Annotated in this window: 10 protein-coding genes; 2 read left to right on the top strand and 8 right to left on the bottom strand. The window is 44.5% G+C overall.

Annotated features, from left to right (window positions below; all coding sequences use genetic code 11):
* Nucleotides 1-368: 368 nt before the first annotated feature.
* On the bottom strand, nt 369-2,297 hold the full coding sequence (locus tag IE165_RS02055) for a sensor histidine kinase (protein ID WP_189624922.1): 1,929 nt from the start codon (nt 2,295-2,297) through the stop codon (nt 369-371).
* A gap of 179 nt (nt 2,298-2,476) precedes the next feature.
* Between IE165_RS02055 and IE165_RS02050 the strand changes: the two genes are divergently transcribed.
* A complete protein-coding gene (locus IE165_RS02050; protein WP_229826287.1) occupies nt 2,477-2,842 on the top strand; it encodes a diacylglycerol kinase family protein in 366 nt (121 codons plus the stop codon).
* Between the two features lie 367 nt (nt 2,843-3,209).
* Here IE165_RS02050 and IE165_RS02045 read toward each other — a convergent pair whose 3' ends face one another.
* Complete coding sequence (locus tag IE165_RS02045) at nt 3,210-5,156, bottom strand: gamma-glutamyltransferase family protein (RefSeq protein ID WP_189624921.1); 1,947 nt, start codon at nt 5,154-5,156, stop codon at nt 3,210-3,212.
* A 556-nt stretch (nt 5,157-5,712) separates the two neighbouring features.
* On the opposite strand from IE165_RS02045, the gene IE165_RS02040 reads away from it, so the two are divergent.
* Entirely contained in the window at nt 5,713-6,009 is a 297-nt protein-coding gene (locus IE165_RS02040; RefSeq protein WP_189624920.1) for an HU family DNA-binding protein, read from the top strand.
* Nucleotides 6,010-6,046: 37 nt separating this feature from the next.
* Here the strand turns inward: IE165_RS02040 and IE165_RS02035 are convergent, their stop codons facing one another.
* The 6 genes from IE165_RS02035 to IE165_RS02010 all read right to left on the bottom strand — a co-directional run bounded on the left by IE165_RS02035 (nt 6,047) and on the right by IE165_RS02010 (nt 17,839).
* On the bottom strand, nt 6,047-6,898 hold the full coding sequence (locus tag IE165_RS02035; protein WP_189624919.1) for an SDR family oxidoreductase: 852 nt from the start codon (nt 6,896-6,898) through the stop codon (nt 6,047-6,049).
* A 70-nt stretch (nt 6,899-6,968) separates the two neighbouring features.
* Complete coding sequence (locus IE165_RS02030) at nt 6,969-7,379, bottom strand: Rrf2 family transcriptional regulator (RefSeq protein WP_189624918.1); 411 nt, start codon at nt 7,377-7,379, stop codon at nt 6,969-6,971.
* A gap of 220 nt (nt 7,380-7,599) precedes the next feature.
* Nucleotides 7,600-11,511, bottom strand: a complete 3,912-nt coding sequence (locus IE165_RS02025) for a response regulator (RefSeq protein WP_189624917.1) — start codon at nt 11,509-11,511, stop codon at nt 7,600-7,602.
* A gap of 104 nt (nt 11,512-11,615) precedes the next feature.
* Nucleotides 11,616-12,548 carry an endonuclease/exonuclease/phosphatase family protein gene (locus IE165_RS02020; RefSeq protein WP_189624916.1) on the bottom strand — a complete coding sequence of 311 codons (933 nt, stop codon included), beginning with the start codon at nt 12,546-12,548 and terminating at the stop codon, nt 11,616-11,618.
* A gap of 255 nt (nt 12,549-12,803) precedes the next feature.
* Nucleotides 12,804-15,029, bottom strand: a complete 2,226-nt coding sequence (locus IE165_RS02015; RefSeq protein ID WP_189624915.1) for an alpha/beta hydrolase family protein — start codon at nt 15,027-15,029, stop codon at nt 12,804-12,806.
* Between the two features lie 548 nt (nt 15,030-15,577).
* On the bottom strand, nt 15,578-17,839 hold the full coding sequence (locus IE165_RS02010) for a GH92 family glycosyl hydrolase (RefSeq protein ID WP_189624914.1): 2,262 nt from the start codon (nt 17,837-17,839) through the stop codon (nt 15,578-15,580).
* Nucleotides 17,840-17,844 lie beyond the last annotated feature (5 nt).

Below are 17,844 nucleotides of genomic sequence, written 5' to 3'. Positions count from 1 at the left end.
TTCCCTCCTTCTCGTTGGGACTGCAAAGGTAGAAGATTTTTCCGGTTTCGCAAAATAAATCTGAACTTTTTTCAACGCCCTTTCGGGCCTTTTAACCGTGGAAACGCCCTTCGTTAAAGGCCTTTTCCATCTTCTGTTTTTCGCTTTTCAATCGTCCCTCCCTTGCGGAGTGGTGCAAAGATAGGAACTTTGACATATATCCTGCAAATTATTCCAGCTTATTCATTCGCCATAGACCGCAACAAGCTGGTGTAGTGAAGGATAATTTTAAAGAAAAAGACAAAATGAGCCAATGGAAGCCAGTGAACACTAGATCCAGCTAGCAAAATAGGCACAGGCCAGTCATTCACGCTATACCTCCAACTCCCCTATTTTGGGATGCATATATAAAAAACGCTACCAAGTCCGATCTTACTTTCCATCCGAATATGCCATCCCATACGATTTGCAAATTCATGGCACAGCATAAGCCCTATCCCTGCGCCTTTTTCCTGAAAAGTGCCCAAAAAGCTTTCCTGCATATCTCTATTCTGCAGCTTTTGCAATTTCTCTACACTCATACCCGCTCCTTCATCCGCTATAGCGATAACCACCTCATCGTCGAATTCCTGATGGTAAACAGTTATCGTTTTCCCCAAGTAGCTGAATTTTATTGCATTGCTAATGATATTTCGAATGATAAATTCGAATCTTTTTAAATCTCCTTCGATAACAACAGCAGGATTTACCTCGTTCAACAGGCTTAACTCTTTAATCCGCAAACGATCGGTAAAAAGCTGCTTACACTGATCCACCACATCATATACCACAAGCTTCCGGAAAGACAAACTTTCATTGGTCATTTGTTGCGATGACCAAACGAGCAGTTCATCCAACATTTTGGACGCTGTCTCCACTTCATGCCCAATAGCGATTAGTGTCTTTTTTATATCATCTGCTGGCAAATCGACCAGACGTGACACAGAAAGAAGGACTTGAAAGTTGGCGATTGGGGCACGTAAATCATGTGATACAACAGAAAATATACGCGAACGAAATCGATCTGCTTGCACGAGTTCCTGGTGTTGCAGCCGTATTTTTTCCGCCTGTTCCTTTACTTCGTCCCGCGCCTGCTCTACCTTACTTTTCTCATCATGCAATTGTCCATTTTTTCGTTGCAACAACACCAGCATCAAGATAACCATAAACAGCATGGCTGCAGCCCCGCCTAATAGAATCTTGAACAATAACGACTCCCGTTCAATGGCCGCATTTTCCAACAACAGGTTTTTATTTTCCAACTCCTTTTTCTCCGTCTCGTATTTCTCGCGTAGCTCCTCCCGCACTTTAAGTCGAAGCAGGTCTTTCTCCTCACCCGCCACTACGGCAGCGCTATCTACATCCGTCAAGACGATATTCCTGTCGTTTTCCCTAATCGCCTTATCGATTTTTGTAAAATCATCACTAAACTCATCAAAGAGATCACGAAGTCCACTTTTCTCAATATTACGCTTGATGATTTCGACTTCTTTTTTCGCAGCATCAAACTGTCCCTGCTGTACGAAAATATTGGCTCTGTTTATTCGTGCGTAACATATGCCATAGGTAAAGTTACCTGCTTCGGCAATATCGATCGCTAGATCGGTATAATACGTACTTTTCTTTACATCTTCGTTTTTAAGATATAGATAGCCAAGCAAGATATAACAGTTATACAAATCCACCTCCGGTGCTTTTCTTTTGCAGAAATCCACCGTTTTCAACAAATAAGCTATGGCATTCACCACATCTGATCTGTTCGTTCCGTTTAACGCGCCCTGTGCCCGGATGTTTCCGATATTCACGGCGATATTTGCTTCGTTACGCAGGTCACCAATTTCCCGCGCCAAAACCATGGCCTGCTCATAATACACGAGCGCCTGTTTTGCATCCCTACTCATATTAAATACATTGCCGATATTGAGCAAGGACAGCATTGCTCCTTGCTTATCACCTTTTTGCTCCCGTGCACGCAGAACCTTAAAATGCATTTTTATACTTTCATCGAAATGATACAATTTCGATTCAATAACACCTATTACGTTCAGAAAAGAGAGCTGCAATTCATCCATTTTATTTTCTACGGCAAGCTGATAGCCTTTTTCGGCAATTTCTTTCGCTTCTTGCGGAGAGCTCTTATACAATTCCGTCGACACTTTATAGTGCGCCATCACCTTTAGCGAATCGTCGCTGAGCTTGGCGAGCTCACTGTTCAATTTATTCCAGCCTGTCTGCTGTGCAATAGCTATGAAACAAAAGAGCAGAAAGAGATTGCTCAATAAGGTTGTTTTTAACGTTGGTGTCAAGATGCCTGAATTTAATGCGGTTGATTATGAATCCACAAAAATAGCAAAAGCTACGAAATAGCGTAATATTTGAATTCCAGTCGAGTTTCAGACAAGAGCACAGCAATCATCAAAAATTTTGATCACTTTCGTAGGGATATAACATCTACTCCGTGAAAAAGAAGAAAATAACGTTGATCTCCCGCTTACAAAGTTTGAAGTATGCGTACCATGGCCTGAAAACGGTATTCAGCGAAGAACCGAACGCCAAAATACATCTCGCCGTAGCATTCTTGGTTACCGTAGCTGGGATTTACTTCCAAATCGCTATACAAGAATGGATTGCATTATGCCTATGTATAGCTTTCGTCATCACCATGGAACTGCTGAATACATCAATCGAGCATTTAGCAGACGCAGCCTCGCCAACCTGGCATCCCTTGGTAAAAAAAGCAAAGGACATCGCGGCGGCAGCCGTGCTCGTAAGCGCCACAGCGGCTATCCTCATCGGACTTGCTATTTTTATTCCTAAAATATAGCTATCTGTTGTACACAATACAAGGCATGGATGTATGCAATAGACAACAGTGCCGAGAGTCATAATGGAAAAACCCGTACCTACGCTGCTGCGCATTTACCCGGACGCCACTGTTTTGTCCTGATTGCCCTATTTCAGTGCTGAGCAGCAGTGGCTGATATAAAGCCTTGATTCGTAATATTGACGTGACAATATAGTTATGGCACAGCAATTGTAATCTTTTAAATTCATAATTTTTAGGTTAATAATTGGTTAGTTTAAAGAATCCTGAGGCTCCCAGCTAAAGGATTTTTTTTTGCCGCTAACCTTCACGCTGCTTAACAACGCGACCGGTACATCTCATTTTTCTCCCTATTGCGGGCACTTATCTACCAACCTATACCGTAATCTTCGCCATTGTTACTACTTCCACCCCACAAAGTGCCGTGTTTTCTATCAAAGAATATTGCGTTGATGGGACCACTGGTACGATCTCCAAATTGGATCGTGTATCCCATACCCTTTAATTTATCGGCTATCGAAGGATCCAAACGCCGATCTAGCAGCAGGCTTCCAGCGCGCGGTCTACGATCGTCAAATGTGCTTCCGCCCAGCGATAGCCAAAGTTGGTTACTGTTGATGTTCGGGGCCTCCGCAGCTTCTTGAACGGACATGTCAAATTCAACGACATTTAGAAAAAATTGCAAGAGGTTTTGATCTTGCGTATCGCCCCCCTGTACCGCAAACGACAGGAAAGGCTTGCCATCTTTCAGCGCCAATGATGGTGTCAGGGTTACGCGCGGACGTTTACCGGGACTAATTACGTTGAAAGGACTAATCAAGGAATCCAGCACAAAACTTTGCAACCTTTGGCTCATTCCTACTCCCGTATTTCCTGCGATGCATGCCGGTAGCCAGCCCCCGCTTGGCGTGATAGAGACCACCCAACCTTCTGCATCCGCCGCCTCGACACTTGTCGTCCCGCGGTGCAAACGGTCCATATAATTGCTGTCTATTGGCAACGATGCTGTGTTTGAGACATTTGAGCGTTCCAGATAGCCCTGCGCGGGCTGCGCATCATGTTTCGGAACAAAGTCCTTCACGCCTGCGCCAGCGGTATCCAAAATTCTCGCACGATTTTCCAAGAGATCGGAATACGGATTTTTCCGATTTTCAAAGCGATAGGGATCGCCGGGTGCAGTGAAAGGATTGTTTTTATTTGGATCGATTTCCAACGCCCTAGCTTTTGCATAATCGTCGCTCAACAAACCCTGCATCGGCGCCTTTGGTGTGAAATAAGGATCTCCGTAGTAAAAATCACGATCAGCGAAGGCCAAGTTCATAGCTTGGTATAGGGTATGGATATACTTCGGAGAATTATACCCCATCTTTTTCAAATCAACGTATTTAAGTATATTCAAGCTCTGCAGCAATGCCGGTCCTTGCGTCCATTCCTGCAGTTTGTAGACGTCGACGCCCTTGTAGTTGATGTGTAGCGGCTCCTCTTCTATTGGTTTCCAACGTGCAAGATCTTCCTTTGTGATTAGCCCGCCCTGCTCTTGGCTTCCTCGCACAAACTCATCGGCAATATCGCCTTTATAAAAACGATCATACGCTGCCATTATAGCTGCGCTCCGGTCCTTCCCTGCTTTTAATGCTTCGCTTTCCGCTTCGACCATTTTGAGTAATGTGTTTCGCAAGTTTTCCTGTACAAAAAGCTCTCCTGCCTCGGGTGCTTCCCGAGATTCACCCGCATGCACCAAAAACACTTCGCTGCTGTATGGCCATTGCTTTATCCGATCTTTACCCCTTTCGATGCTATTTGCCGTTTGTGCATCTATAGGATAACCGGCCGCCATTTGTAATGCGGGTTGCAATACCTCCGCCAGACTTTTCGTACCATACTTGGCCAACATATGGCAAAGTCCCCCTGGGGTGCCCGGGGTTACGGCTGCTAGAGGACCGTACTCTGGAGGAAACATATAACCTTTCGATTTAAAAAAATCTATTGTGGCTCCACTAGGTGCAACACCCAGTGCATTGATGGCAATCACCTTCTTTTGCTTGGGGTTGTAGATAAGTGCTTGCGTTTCACCACCCCAGCTCAGCACGTCCCACATGGTGCAGGTTGCGGCAAGCATGGCACAAGCGGCATCTACCGCATTTCCGCCTTGCTGAAAAATAGCGGCACCCGCAGTAGCTGCTAAAGGCTTTCCAGTAATAGCCATCCACTGCTTACCATGAAGGGGCGGTTTTTGTGTACGCTGCGCAAGTGCTGATGGAACAGAAACTAGCCCACAACTGCAGAATAAAAGAAATAGGATGAAATTTCGCATGGCAGAAAATATATGCAGCCAATATACCGCTTCAGGAGGGGTAATGCAAATTCTTTCCCATGCGTATGCTCACTTTTGCCTATCGGCCTTGCCAGCATTTCTTGAAAAAACAACCCGCCATAGAGCCATGCGCCACTTAAAACCAGCTTAAAAAAATGATACCGACAATTGCGTCGACTTGAAGGGCGCCATTGTCCTATAAAACAAACACTGGCACAATGAGATAGAGATAGTCAGCTAGATGTTTTGAAACAAGCTAGCCGTTGTGCTGCACATGACTGCATGATAGAGACAAGCAGTGGCGAAAGCTGATATCTTTGTTAGTTCACACCGTCCGCCAAGAAGTAAAAGCGCGCCGATTGCGCATTTTTTATAACAGAGCTATGCCCGACGTCTTCCGATAAAGGAAGGGTCTTTAGGTTTTTTTTGGTACAGCTTTTTGCGTCATCTAGAAAAAAAATAGCTATAAATTGAAAATGATGAGGTTGCGAGCGCAAATGCGCGATTTGTGGCACAGAATTAGTAAGGGTACTATCAATCTTTAAATTTAAATATAATGAACAAAGCAGACTTGATCAAGCATATTGCCAGCGAGGCTGGAATTACGCAGACACAGGCAGAGAAAGCAGTTAACAGTTTTACTGGGGCGGTATCCTCCGCTTTATCACAAGGCGATTCGGTAACCCTTATCGGATTTGGCACATTCGGTATCTCTGACCGTGCTGCAAGAAACGGAAGAAACCCACAAACAGGCGCAACTATTAAAATTGCGGCGAAAAAACTACCAAAATTCACGGCAGGAAAAGCGCTTAAGGAAGCTGTTGATATGCCGAAAAAAGGTAAGAAAAAGTAAGTATAAGCATAAAGGGAGCACAGCTCCCTTTATGCCTCTATATTGAGGCTAATGTTTCTTTAACCGTCTCCGCTAAGGGCGTTGTAGGTCGCCCCAATAACCTAGACAACTCCTTCCCTTGGTCAAATAAATCCCCTTTTTCCGCACATGCATCCCAGCTGGCTATCGTATGGGCAAACGCATTGGGTACGCCGAAGGTTTTTAGCACTTCCGCATAGTCATTTTCCGAAAAATTCTTATACGGTATTTCTTTGCCAGACTGTGCTGTAAGCTCAGCGGCCAAATCGCTCAACGTGTAAGCATGGTCTCCTGCCAATTCATACGTTCTACCTTCTTGGTTCTCGCTGGTCAGCACGATGGCTGCAGCCTCCGCAAAATCTAGACGTGAAGCCGAGGAGATCCTGCCATCGCCTGCACTCCCAATAAAAGCACCGGCTGCCAACGATCCTGAAATAGATCCGGTATAGTTTTCCGTGTACCATCCGTTTCGCAATATGGTGTAACTGATTCCCGATTTTTTCAATGCCTCTTCCGTTGCCAAGTGTTCAGGTGCTAAACTCAGCTTAGATCGATCTGCATGTAGCAAACTCGTATAAAAAATATGCTTTATACCCGACTCTTTCGCTGCTGCAATCACGTTTGCATGCTGTGATTCTCGTTGCCCGATCTCATTCCCAGAAATAAGCAGTAGCTTTTCGATCCCGTTCAATGCCAAGCTCAATTCTTGCGGTCTGCTATAGTCAAAAGGTCTGGCCTCAATACCAAGATCCGCTGCCTTTTCGACATTCCTAACCAACGCGACAATGTCGGTCGATTCTATTCGTTCTTTTAGCTTGTCAACAACCAATCTGCCTAGCTGACCGGTCGCACCCGTTATTCCTATCTTCATATCTCTTATTATAATGTGAAACTAAATCTTATATGTAACAAAAAACATTACATTTAATGTGAAAAAAAACTTACCTGAACTGCTCCGAAAAATCGTGTAGAGATTTGGTCGTCAACAAATGATTCAGCAACCTATCGGTTTCCTGAAAAAGATCAGTCAACTTGACGTTAATCTCCTTTCCTATCGGACACCGTGGATTTGTGTGCTGGTTTTTACGCCCCAAGACTTCGGTTTTCCGTACCGCCTCATAAACTGACGCCAAAGAAATATCAACGCTGCTTTTCGCCAGCATTGATCCTCCCTCCTTACCTTTACGACTGATCACTAGGCCTGCCTCTTGCAATGCCCCCAACTCTTTTCTAACCACAACGGGGTTCACATTGATACTTCCGGCAATCCATTCCGACGTTAGCCAAACTTCCGGATTATGATCCAAAAGCGTCAATATATGTATAGCCGTGGCGAAACGTGTGTTGCTCATCTGCATACAAAAGTACGCATATATTTTAATGTAACAACTTTTATTACATTATTTCTTAACATAGGGCTTTTTTAGACATTCGTTTGACAAAGCCTATGCTTTTGTAGCGCTTTTATAAGAAATCGATTGTCGCCAGTCTACAAAAACATTGTTTCACAGCACATAGCATTTCATGACTTGCCCATTCCATTACACCCCTTTTGACTTGCTTATCGTTTAGCTACAGCTTTTTCTCTAACTCCTTGACAAGATACAGAACTATCTTTATCTCTTCCTTCAGCTGGTCATATTCTTTGTTACTCCCTTTAAACCTTTCCATATCTATTTCGGCTTCTTTGATCAGCCCGACAAGTTTAAACATTCCTGCGGCAGCGGCTGTGCCCCGCAACTTATGGAGAACGCTTTTTAATGCAGGAAGGTCGCCTTCGGCATACATTGCATCAAGTTTGGCCTCTCCGTTTCGTATCTCTTGGAGAAGCAAACGCAAAAAAGACAACTTAAATTCCGGGTCATTCCCAACCTGTTCTTCGAAGCCATGTCGATCTAGGTGCTCCTCTGGCATAATAGGGTTCTGCAGCTGAAAATCTGTTGCTATTAAAGAGTTCCGCACGGCGGTATGAAGATCTTTCAGACGAAGGGGTTTAGGCAAGAAGTCTGTCATACCCGCGTCCAAACACTTTTCGCGTTCTCCGGTGATATTGCCTGCGGTAATTGCGATGATCGGTGTGGTGTGATAGCCTGGTAGGGACCGTATTCTACGTGTCGCCTCGATACCATCTACGCGCGGCATCTGTACGTCCATCAAAATAATGTCGAAAGGCTTTTGATTTTGACAGGCAGCGATCGCCCGCTCACCATCTGTAACCTCTGTTAATACGGCATTGGGCATCAACGCTTGCATCATCCTTATATTCAACGTCCTATTAACCGGATTATCATCAGCAATCAAGATCCGAAAGTCTTGCGTATAAGTGGTAAGCACATTCGCTTTGACAGCTGGATCGATATGCTTTGCAGAGACGTCTTGCGTAGCCCTTTTTAGCATGGCATAAAGATCCTGCGATTTTATTGGCTTTAGCAAACAGTAAGCTTGTTCCTCCCTACGGAATGTTTCGATTATCTCCTGTTCATCGGAGAACGTGTGTAGAATTACCAGTGGAATACTTTTGCTTTGGGATTGAAACAACGCTTTGATTTGTGTCATCGTTTCGATACCAGATAACAGGGGCATATGATAATCCATAAGTACGATATCAAATGGGTCACCTCGCCTTAGGATGTTTATCGCCTCTATACCATCCGCTGCTGGCGTTGATTCGATATTCCGGTAAGCGAGCATATCTCTTAAAATGACGCGATTGCTTTCGTTATCATCCACAATGAGCACATGCTTAACCGACAGCTCTTCTACGAAAGCATCAGCGTCTTTTTCGTAGGGCACCTCGATATCGAACGAAAAGATAGAGCCTGCGCCAGGGTTGCTCAGCAAAGACAGCGCGCTCCCCATATACTTCAAGATCGTGTTCGAAATCGTTAAACCCAAACCTGTTCCCCCATACTTTTTGCTGACAGAGCTATCCTCTTGCGTAAAAGCATCAAAAATGCGCTGCTGCTTGTCCGCTGCAATACCAATCCCTGTATCCCGAACGGATAAGCGGAGGACAATCTTCGTTGCATCAGCAGCCAATTGATGGATCTTCAGCTCAATTTCACCATGCTCCGTAAATTTGACCGCATTGCTGAGCAGATTGATCAACACCTGCTTGATGCGGGTATCGTCGATATGGATGATCGGCGGCAGTCCCGGCTCAATGTTTAAGAGTAGCTCTAAGTTTTTTCTTTGCGCTTGGTAAAGGACCACGTTAACAACTTGCTTCCCTAAGTCATAGAGGTCATGCCGGTCAATAACGAGTTCTAGCCTTCCCGACTCGATCTTGGCGAAATCAAGGATATCGTTGATGATGTTAAGGAGGCTATTGCCTGATTCGTTGATGTAATGCACATATTGCTGCTGCACTTCGTTGAGGGACGTTTTGATGAGAAGGTCGGAAAACCCGATGACGCCGTTCAAAGGTGTTCGTATCTCATGGCTCATATTGGCCAAAAACTCTGACTTCGCTTTGCTGGCCAAATCTGCGAGTTCCTTGGCCACTTTGAGTTCCTCGTTCGCCCGCACGTTATCGGTAATATTTTGAATCAAAATGATAATTCCCCCGACTTGCCCATCGGCCATATGCCAAGGCCGAACCTCCCAATTAAAATGCTGGGCTTCCGTCTCACCTCCCACACTAATTACCTGATCCACATTTTTGTAGGCCTTACCCCGCAATGCGTCTTCATAAATTTGACGTCGATCGTCCGGAATATTCGTGAACGTACGATATAGATTCTCTCCCAAAACATTTTTGCCATCGGGGCGGAATTCATTCATCCACTGTTGGGTAACGGAAACAAAATCCATATTTCTATCGAACATAGCGGCACATGCGGGGACATAGTCCACAAAAGACTGTAGCATAGCTTCCTGCCTTTGCAGGTCTATATATAACTTTTTGCTTTTGTCGATATCCTGTATGATACCGAACACACGTCGGCACACCCCATCCTCCCATTCCGGAATTCCCTTCACACGCACCCAAACAGTCGCTCCGTCTTGTCTGGTCAAACGTAACTCTTCATCGTAGGCTTCACCGTCTTGAACGGCTCTATCGAACAGCGATCGGATTCGATCTTGACTTTCGTCTTCAAAGAAAAATATGGCGCTTTCGAAATTAGGCTCATACTGTCTATCGACGCCATGGATATCTTTGGTAGAGTCTGACCAATACACCGATTTTCGCTTCCAGTCCACTTCCCATCCTCCCACCTTAGCGACAACGCTCGTTTGCTCAAGAATTTTCTTCGTATACAATAGATCCCGCTCCAGCTGTATCCTCTCGGTCATATTGATGGCTGTACTCATCACGACGACCCTCCCATCGCCATCCGTTTCCAACATGTTTTGGTATAGCCAGTAAATTTCTTGTCCGTCTTTACTTAAGAGTACCATCATGCCGGAATCTTCACCCTTTTCGGCGATGCGCTGCAGATACTGGTCGAGTAAAGCGTGATGGGCCAGCGGTACAACTTGTCGGAGGTTTAATTGCCGGACCTCCTCCTCGCTATACCGAAGTAAATTTCTGCCTTTTTCGTTGACAGCAAGAATGTTCCCCTGTAGATCGTGCACGCTCATCAGCCCGATTGCATGCTCAAAAAAAATGCGGAATCGACGTTCCGAATGTTCCAACCTCAACTTTTCATCAAGCTCATGCGTCACATTGCGGCCGAATCCAATAATTTCTTCGCTGGCTTCATGATATTTCAAATACCAGTCTATCGAAACAACTTGGCCATCTTCTTTTTTGGTCGTGCTGGTGAAGGAAACGCCGTGGCCTCCCTCGTGCACACTCGAGAGAATACTCTGCATTGCTCGTTCGTCCTTTTGCAGTACCGTAGCGAACGGCAAGTTTATCATGTCAGCTTTTCTTCGACCGAACCCTTCCTCGAAAGCCGGATTTATATCCTGAAGGCGATAGGACGCATCAATAACACAAATAACATCCTTCGTTAATTTGAATATTTCTGAATAATAAGTCGCCTGAATCTTTCTCTTTTTGGCCAACAAGGCTTTACTGACAGCTTTTCCAAGTTGCAATAAAGAATTTACCTGTTTATCCTGAAGCTTTTTCGGTTTATAGTCAATGACGCATAGCGTACCAAGTGCATCCCCTTCCTCATCGAGCAACGGCACGCCCGCATAAAACCGAACCTTTCCTTCGCGTACCAATGCGTTATTCATGGACCGCTCATCTAGATCGGTGTCTTCGATCATAAGTATGTCCGCGTTGAGTATGGTGTATTGGCAAATAGTATCTTGTCGCGCTAAGGTATTTAAAGAAATCCCTACACAGCTTTGTACAACCTGATTTTTATCTTCCATCATTGCGATCAACGACACCGGACAATCTGCAATAAGGCTAGCGGCCTGCGCAAAAACATCCAAATCTGGATCTTTTCCCGAACCGAGTAGACCATATGCAGCCATTTTCGCCAGCCGCTGTTGCTCATTTTTAGGCAGCGGATACTTTTTCATAAGCCGTAATCATAAAGGGATTTACTTGTTAACGATGGTGAAGTTAACAAAAAGTGAAATCACAACCTAAAACTTCTGATAATTTGGTGCGTTGCTCGATACGGTTAAAAGCGAAGATCCACGACGACCGGAAAATGATCGGATGGCATGCGCACCAGGTAATCTTTAAATGACAGTTCCTTCGGAAAGTCACCTTTTTTTATCTCTTTTTCCTCCCCTTTCGGACTACGGTACGTATCCGTCAAAACCGCATACTTGTCAACCTGCACATTCGGTGTTACAAAAACGTGGTCTATGCGGCTGTTTGTAAAAAGGTTTGCATCGAAGGCATTGAAGGTTCCGTTCCAGGCATAACGGTAGTCTGCCACAACATAGCTATCTCGCAGCTGCGACGATCCAACTAAAATTTGATACATCGGATTTTCTTGGTCAACATTGAAATCTCCCGTGAGGATAGCAATCTCATCGCTTTTAACCATCTTCTGTATTTTCTTCAGCACCAATTTGCAACTTTCCTCCCGGGCTTTTACACCTACATGATCCATGTGGAGATTAAAGTACCAAAAACGTTTCTTGGAGCTATTATCTTCCAACTGCAACCATGTACAGATGCGGGGTAGCGCAGCATCCCATCCTTTAGAAGGCTCGTCGGGCGTGTCAGAAAGCCAAAATACGCCGTTTGACACTGCATCGAATCGCTCTTTCTTGTAAAATATCGGGGCATACTCGCCTTTGGTCCTTCCGTCGTCACGACCGACGCCTACATATCCATAGGTGTCACCAATAAGAGAATCCAGCTGCAGCAACTGATGATGCAAAACCTCCTGCGCACCGAAAACATCGAAGTCAACATTTTTTACGATAGAAGTAATAACAGGAAGGCGTTGTGGCCACCCATTACCGTTCTGTCTATCGCCTTTGTTGTCGTAGCGAATGTTATAACTACCTACCGTCAGCGATTGCGCATGCACAGTCATCGCGACCAGCAACATGACGGATACAAGAAATGCAAGCAAATAAACTTTTAAATGGTTCATATTATTCATTGTGCTATCGAATAAGCAGATAAAGGTAACATATTCATTGTACCAAAAGCCAGGATAACGCCGCATTTTTTGTAAAAAAAACAATACTGAAGCATATCCAATGGCTGTTTCGCAGGTTATCTTTTGCCTTTACCGGTTGAAATACTTTTTTACGAAGCGGCTAGATTAGTAGGATAATGAAAAAGCCAGCAGCCCTCCGGTTCGGGAAGGCTGCTGGCCATTTTTATAAAAAGCAATAAAAAAAGGTTATTGTAGATGCTTATGGTAGAATCCCATCATCGCCTTATAGAATTCAATCTGGTTCTCCTCTTTAGCGAAGCCATGTCCTTCGTCATATTTAACCATATAAGGTACATCGACTCCTTTTTCGCGCAACGCTTTTACAATTTGATCCGCCTCCGCGATTTTCACGCGTGGATCGTTTGCTCCCTGTACAACAAACAGGGGTGCCTTAATTTTATCGATATGAAACAATGGCGACACTTCTTTTGCTATGGCTGCCTCATCTTCCTTGTCAAGGTCATACCAAATTTCGTATAGCATCTCTTTGTAAGGCTTCCAATACTCAGGAATCGAACTCATGAGTGTGAAGATATTAGAAACGCCAACGTAATCTACTCCCGCCTTATACAGATCCGGAGTTTTAGTCAAACCGCGCAATACGGCGTAACCACCATGGCTAGCGCCATAGATTGCTATATTATTTTTATCTGCCCAACCTTGATCAATCACGTATTGCACACCGTCTTCGACATCATCCATTGCTTTTCGACCGATCTGCTTAAAACCGGCACGCAAGAATTCCTTTCCGTAACCGCCCGATACGCGGAAGTTCACCTGCAACGTAGCGTAACCACGGCTTGCAAACAGTTGGGTCTCGGGATTAAAACCCCAGCTATCACGTATACCCTGCGGCCCACCGTGCGGATTGACGATAAGCGGCACTTTTTCACCGTTCAATGCCGCTTTTGGAAGTGTAATATAACCATGAAGCGTTAACCCATCGCGCGATTTGAAGGTGATTGGACGCACTTCAGCCATATCTTCTTCTTTCAACTGCGGCATAAGATCAACCAACAGCGTCGATTTGCCAGATTTTGCATCATAATGGTAATAGCGGCCATACAGCTTATCACTCTGCACGACGATCAATAGTTGATCTTCGTTGTCCGTCTTTCCTGCGATGGAAAATTCATAGCCCGGGAATTGCTTTTCCAGGTTTTTGTATATTTTTTTGAAGGTTGTACTGATGGGGTTAATCACAACTTTTTCGCCTTCGTAACCTACAAAATCAATTTCCCAGTTGCGCTTTCTGGACAAAGAAATTAGATTAGCATCATACGCTTCATTGGAATAAATTTCTTTTAAGATTTTTTTGTTCTTCAGGTCATATAGGACAATGCGGGCCTTATCAGCGTCAAGATTGGTCAACACGTATGCCTCATCTGGATTTTGGGAAGCATAATTGAATGAAACCACACTAAATGTTTCATCCCATTTGGTTGTATGGAACAGATCAAATGAAGTGGCACCTGCCGGCTTGTAGAAGAATTGCGTATTAATGCCGTTCGACATTTTTGCATATCCGCGAAGCACACCATTTTTATCGAATTCATAGCCGACTATTGCATTTGCAGCATCATCGTTCGTAAACAATTTTTCCATCGCTCCCGTATGAACGTTGACCTTGTACGGTTCGAAAACCTGCTTATTATCCTTGTTCATCTGAATAATGATAAAGTCTTTTTGCTCCTTCAACATGTTTAGGATTGACGCCTGCACATCGTCAAACGGTGTCAGATCGATACTGTTTCGGCCGTCGATATCAATTGCATAGAGATGATAATTTTCGTTTCCGCCTTGGTCCATTACATACACCAAGCGTTCATCGTTGATCCAACCCATGCCTCGGATAAGCTCGTCTTTTTCTTCGATTGCCCGCACCACTTTTCCAGTAGCCACTTCCTTCACCATGACATGGCGTTTGTTATTTTCGTCCTTTTCCCGGTAAGAGATGTACTTACCGTTCGGCGATAATTGGAATCCGGATGTTTTTGGTTTCGCGAAGTAATCCTCCACGTTATAGGTAAAACTTCCTCGATCCAAGGCTATGAGATCGGCCAATTGCTCCTGGGTTGAAACCAACGTCGTATCGCCTGGTTTGGTAACCAGCGTTTTCTCCAAGACTAAAGGTAGATCCATTCCTCCTTGACTATACGTACCCGTTATTTTGCGATCATCCAGCGTCCCGCTATATTTAATTCCCGCCTGCTCAATGGCCAATGTTAACTCCGGGCTTTCGAATGTAACCACCGTTAATGGAATGCCTGCAGCTCCCTGCATCGGGACATCCATCGTTCCTGATAATGCACCATTCGTCTCCGTAAAATGAAAAATAATCTCGATGGCAGTACCTTGGACATCAAGCGTACCTTTCCAATCGCCTTTGATTTGTGCAATTGTATTTGACATTCCCAAAATTACAAATACCATCGAATAAAAAATCTGTTTCATCATAAATTCCGTTGTTTTCACTATATGTCGAGAGGGAGACCAAAATGTTACAACAACAGTAGAAAAACACAGTGATCGATATTGATAAATTCGTAACAACCGAATACAGAAAAACATAAAAAATTGAAAATCTATTTATTAAAGCTATTCATATAACGTTAGAAGTTAGCATTGCAATACAAAAAACTTGGCTTCCCTTCTAAGGGATGTATCCGCCTTCATATTCGGCTATATTCCCTATCAGGCAATTGCGTTAATGAAGACTATGGCGATCAACAAGCACTTATGCACGCTGCGTAAAACGCTTATTGCGATGCATACATTAATAAAAACAAAAACATTAATTTAATTGAACAAATAACCTGAAAAACAATCAACTAAATTTTTCAAAGATAATATTTTATCCAAGCCAAGATAGCGTCATAGTGTAACCGATAAGGAGCCTAAAGAAGATCCTGCCATCGCTTGCCACCCAACACTTGAAGTTGCAAATGTTTTGCAGGGTATTAATTTTCTGGCATCTTGAAAGAGGGCGGTGGCGACTGCGCTGCCCAATCACGGTTTGGCGTATCCCCCATCACCAATAAAAGTTCCCCACCTGCCATCAGGTCATGATGATGGATCCAGGCAGCATTCCACGTCTTTCCATTAAGTTTAGCCGATTGTATGTATTTGTTCCGTTTTGAAAAGTTTAGCGCTTTGATGCGAAATGATTTCCCATTCGATAATTGGATCTTGGTTTCCTGAAAGAAGGGACTACCGATGGTATAACTCGGCAAACCGGGCGTTACAGGGTAAAGCCCTGCCATAGAAAAGACGACAAAAGCCGACATCCCGCCGCCGTCCTCGTCCCCAGGAATTCCCATTAGATCGTTTCTAAACCACTGGCGGATAAGCTCGTGAATGCGCTTTTGTGTCATCCATGGTTGCCCGGCATAGGCATATAGATACGGAATATGCAAACTAGGCTCATTGGCCATAGAGAATTGCCCTACATTTCCAGTATGATCGGGCAATTGGCTGTAAAAATCGAATTTACTTTTCCCTAGCGGCTCGCGGAAGGTTTGGTTTAAATTCTTAATAAATAAATCTTTACCACCCATCAACGAAATTAAATCTGCAACATGATGTGGTACATCCCAACGATATACCCAACCGTTGTTTTCGCCATAATATGCACGCGCTCCCTGTCCACCCGCGTAGCGGTAGTCGAACGGTTCTATAAATCGACCATCTTTATCCTTTGGATGAAAAAAACCGGTTTTTTTATTATACAGATTACGGTAGTTGGTTGCATGACTTAAGAACTGTTGTGCATCCGCTTTTTTGTTCAGCGCAGTTGCCAACTGCCCTAACGCCCATTCGTCATACGAAGTGCCAAGCGTTACCGCCACGGGTTGACGTTTTTCGAACTTATGCACTTCGGGCACCGTTTCTTCCTCCCCAGGACGCAGTGCCGGAATATATCCTTTCTCTTTATAAAATTGGTCGAGCCATCCGGCGGGTGCAGCCGACCAAGGAGCCAAAGTTTTTTCCTGCACAGCCTTCTTTCCGCTTTCATAGGCTTTCTCTACATCAAAGGTGCGTAGTCCTTTCACATAGGCATCGGCGATGGTTACCACCCCATGGTTGGAATTCATACGGCGAGAGTCTCCCGTAATCTCCGGAAAGGTAGGCATCCAAAAATGATCCATCTGTTCGGACATCCGAACAAAGGAATTCAAGATATTCGATTCTGTGGGTTCATCGATCAGTAGGCGCAGTGGGTGCGTGGCTCGGTAGGTGTCCCAAATCCAGTCGTCCGTATAAAAAGGCTGGGGATCCACATGCACCTTACCGTCGAATGCACTGAAATATCTTCCTCCCTCTGAAATATTAACGGGACGCTCGAAACAACGATATAAAGATGTATAAAAAAGCTCTTTATCATCTATTAAAGGACTTTTTACTTCAATAGAAGACAGTGCTTTGCTCCAAATAGCACGGCCCCTTAATGCGACTTTTCGCAGGTCAAAATCCTTTATCTCACGTCGCAGGTTCTGCTTTGCCTGCTCTATATCGATAAAGGATATACCATACCTAAAATTGACCTTTGGTGTGTTTGCAGCGAACTGAAAAGCCGCGGCAACCTCCTGTCCTTCCGCTGCCGTTTTATTTTTATCGATGGCGTGATCAACAACCATCCCTTGTGCTACAGGTTCCACATCGAACTCGCCGTAAAGAAAGACGGTGGTATTGTTTTGTAATCGTTGCGATGCGTAAATTGTTTTCCCGTTCACTTCCACGTTTCCGGATAAGGCATTCAAAATCACGGAACGTAGTCCTTTGTCGTTAAATTCCAAGGTATAAATGGCAGACTGATGGGAAGGGGCGAATGACACATCGATTTGTTCGTCTAATAAAGACACCTCATAGTAGTAAGGTTTAATCACTTCGTTATCGTAGGTGTAGTGATAAACATGTTGAAGCGCTTGGCCAGCTTCTCCCTGTGTGGCGCTGAGGTTGAAGGCAGAACGGCCACGGTGACTCGTTACCACCAATGGCAATCCCTTGATCTCATCGCCCGTAAAATCCGGCCGCTCCGGATAAACCCGCAGCATGCTGTTCGGCAGATGAACGGTGGGAAATGTCGGCACTAAGAGGTGGCTGATGTTCCCCATATATGGATTCACATAATCTACTGCAGATTTTTTGGCCTGTGCTAAGACCTTAAGTTCCTGTCCGTGTAGAAGGCATACCAAACTGAGAAGGCTTAGGATTTTCTTCATGTTTT

This window comes from Sphingobacterium griseoflavum (assembly GCF_014653155.1).
Classification (GTDB): Bacteria; Bacteroidota; Bacteroidia; order Sphingobacteriales; family Sphingobacteriaceae; genus Sphingobacterium; species Sphingobacterium griseoflavum.
This window is presented reverse-complemented; position numbering and strand designations above follow the sequence as displayed.

Coding starts and splice junctions, on each gene's coding strand:
- IE165_RS02045 (WP_189624921.1), bottom strand. CDS start 5,156: ATGCGAAATTTCATCCTATTTCTTTTATTCTGCAGTTGTGGGCTAGTT.
- IE165_RS02030 (WP_189624918.1), bottom strand. CDS start 7,379: ATGAGCAACACACGTTTCGCCACGGCTATACATATATTGACGCTTTTG.
- IE165_RS02035 (WP_189624919.1), bottom strand. CDS start 6,898: ATGAAGATAGGAATAACGGGTGCGACCGGTCAGCTAGGCAGATTGGTT.
- IE165_RS02015 (WP_189624915.1), bottom strand. CDS start 15,029: ATGTCAAATACAATTGCACAAATCAAAGGCGATTGGAAAGGTACGCTT.
- IE165_RS02020 (WP_189624916.1), bottom strand. CDS start 12,548: ATGAACCATTTAAAAGTTTATTTGCTTGCATTTCTTGTATCCGTCATG.
- IE165_RS02040 (WP_189624920.1), top strand. CDS start 5,713: ATGAACAAAGCAGACTTGATCAAGCATATTGCCAGCGAGGCTGGAATT.
- IE165_RS02025 (WP_189624917.1), bottom strand. CDS start 11,511: ATGAAAAAGTATCCGCTGCCTAAAAATGAGCAACAGCGGCTGGCGAAA.
- IE165_RS02010 (WP_189624914.1), bottom strand. CDS start 17,839: ATGAAGAAAATCCTAAGCCTTCTCAGTTTGGTATGCCTTCTACACGGA.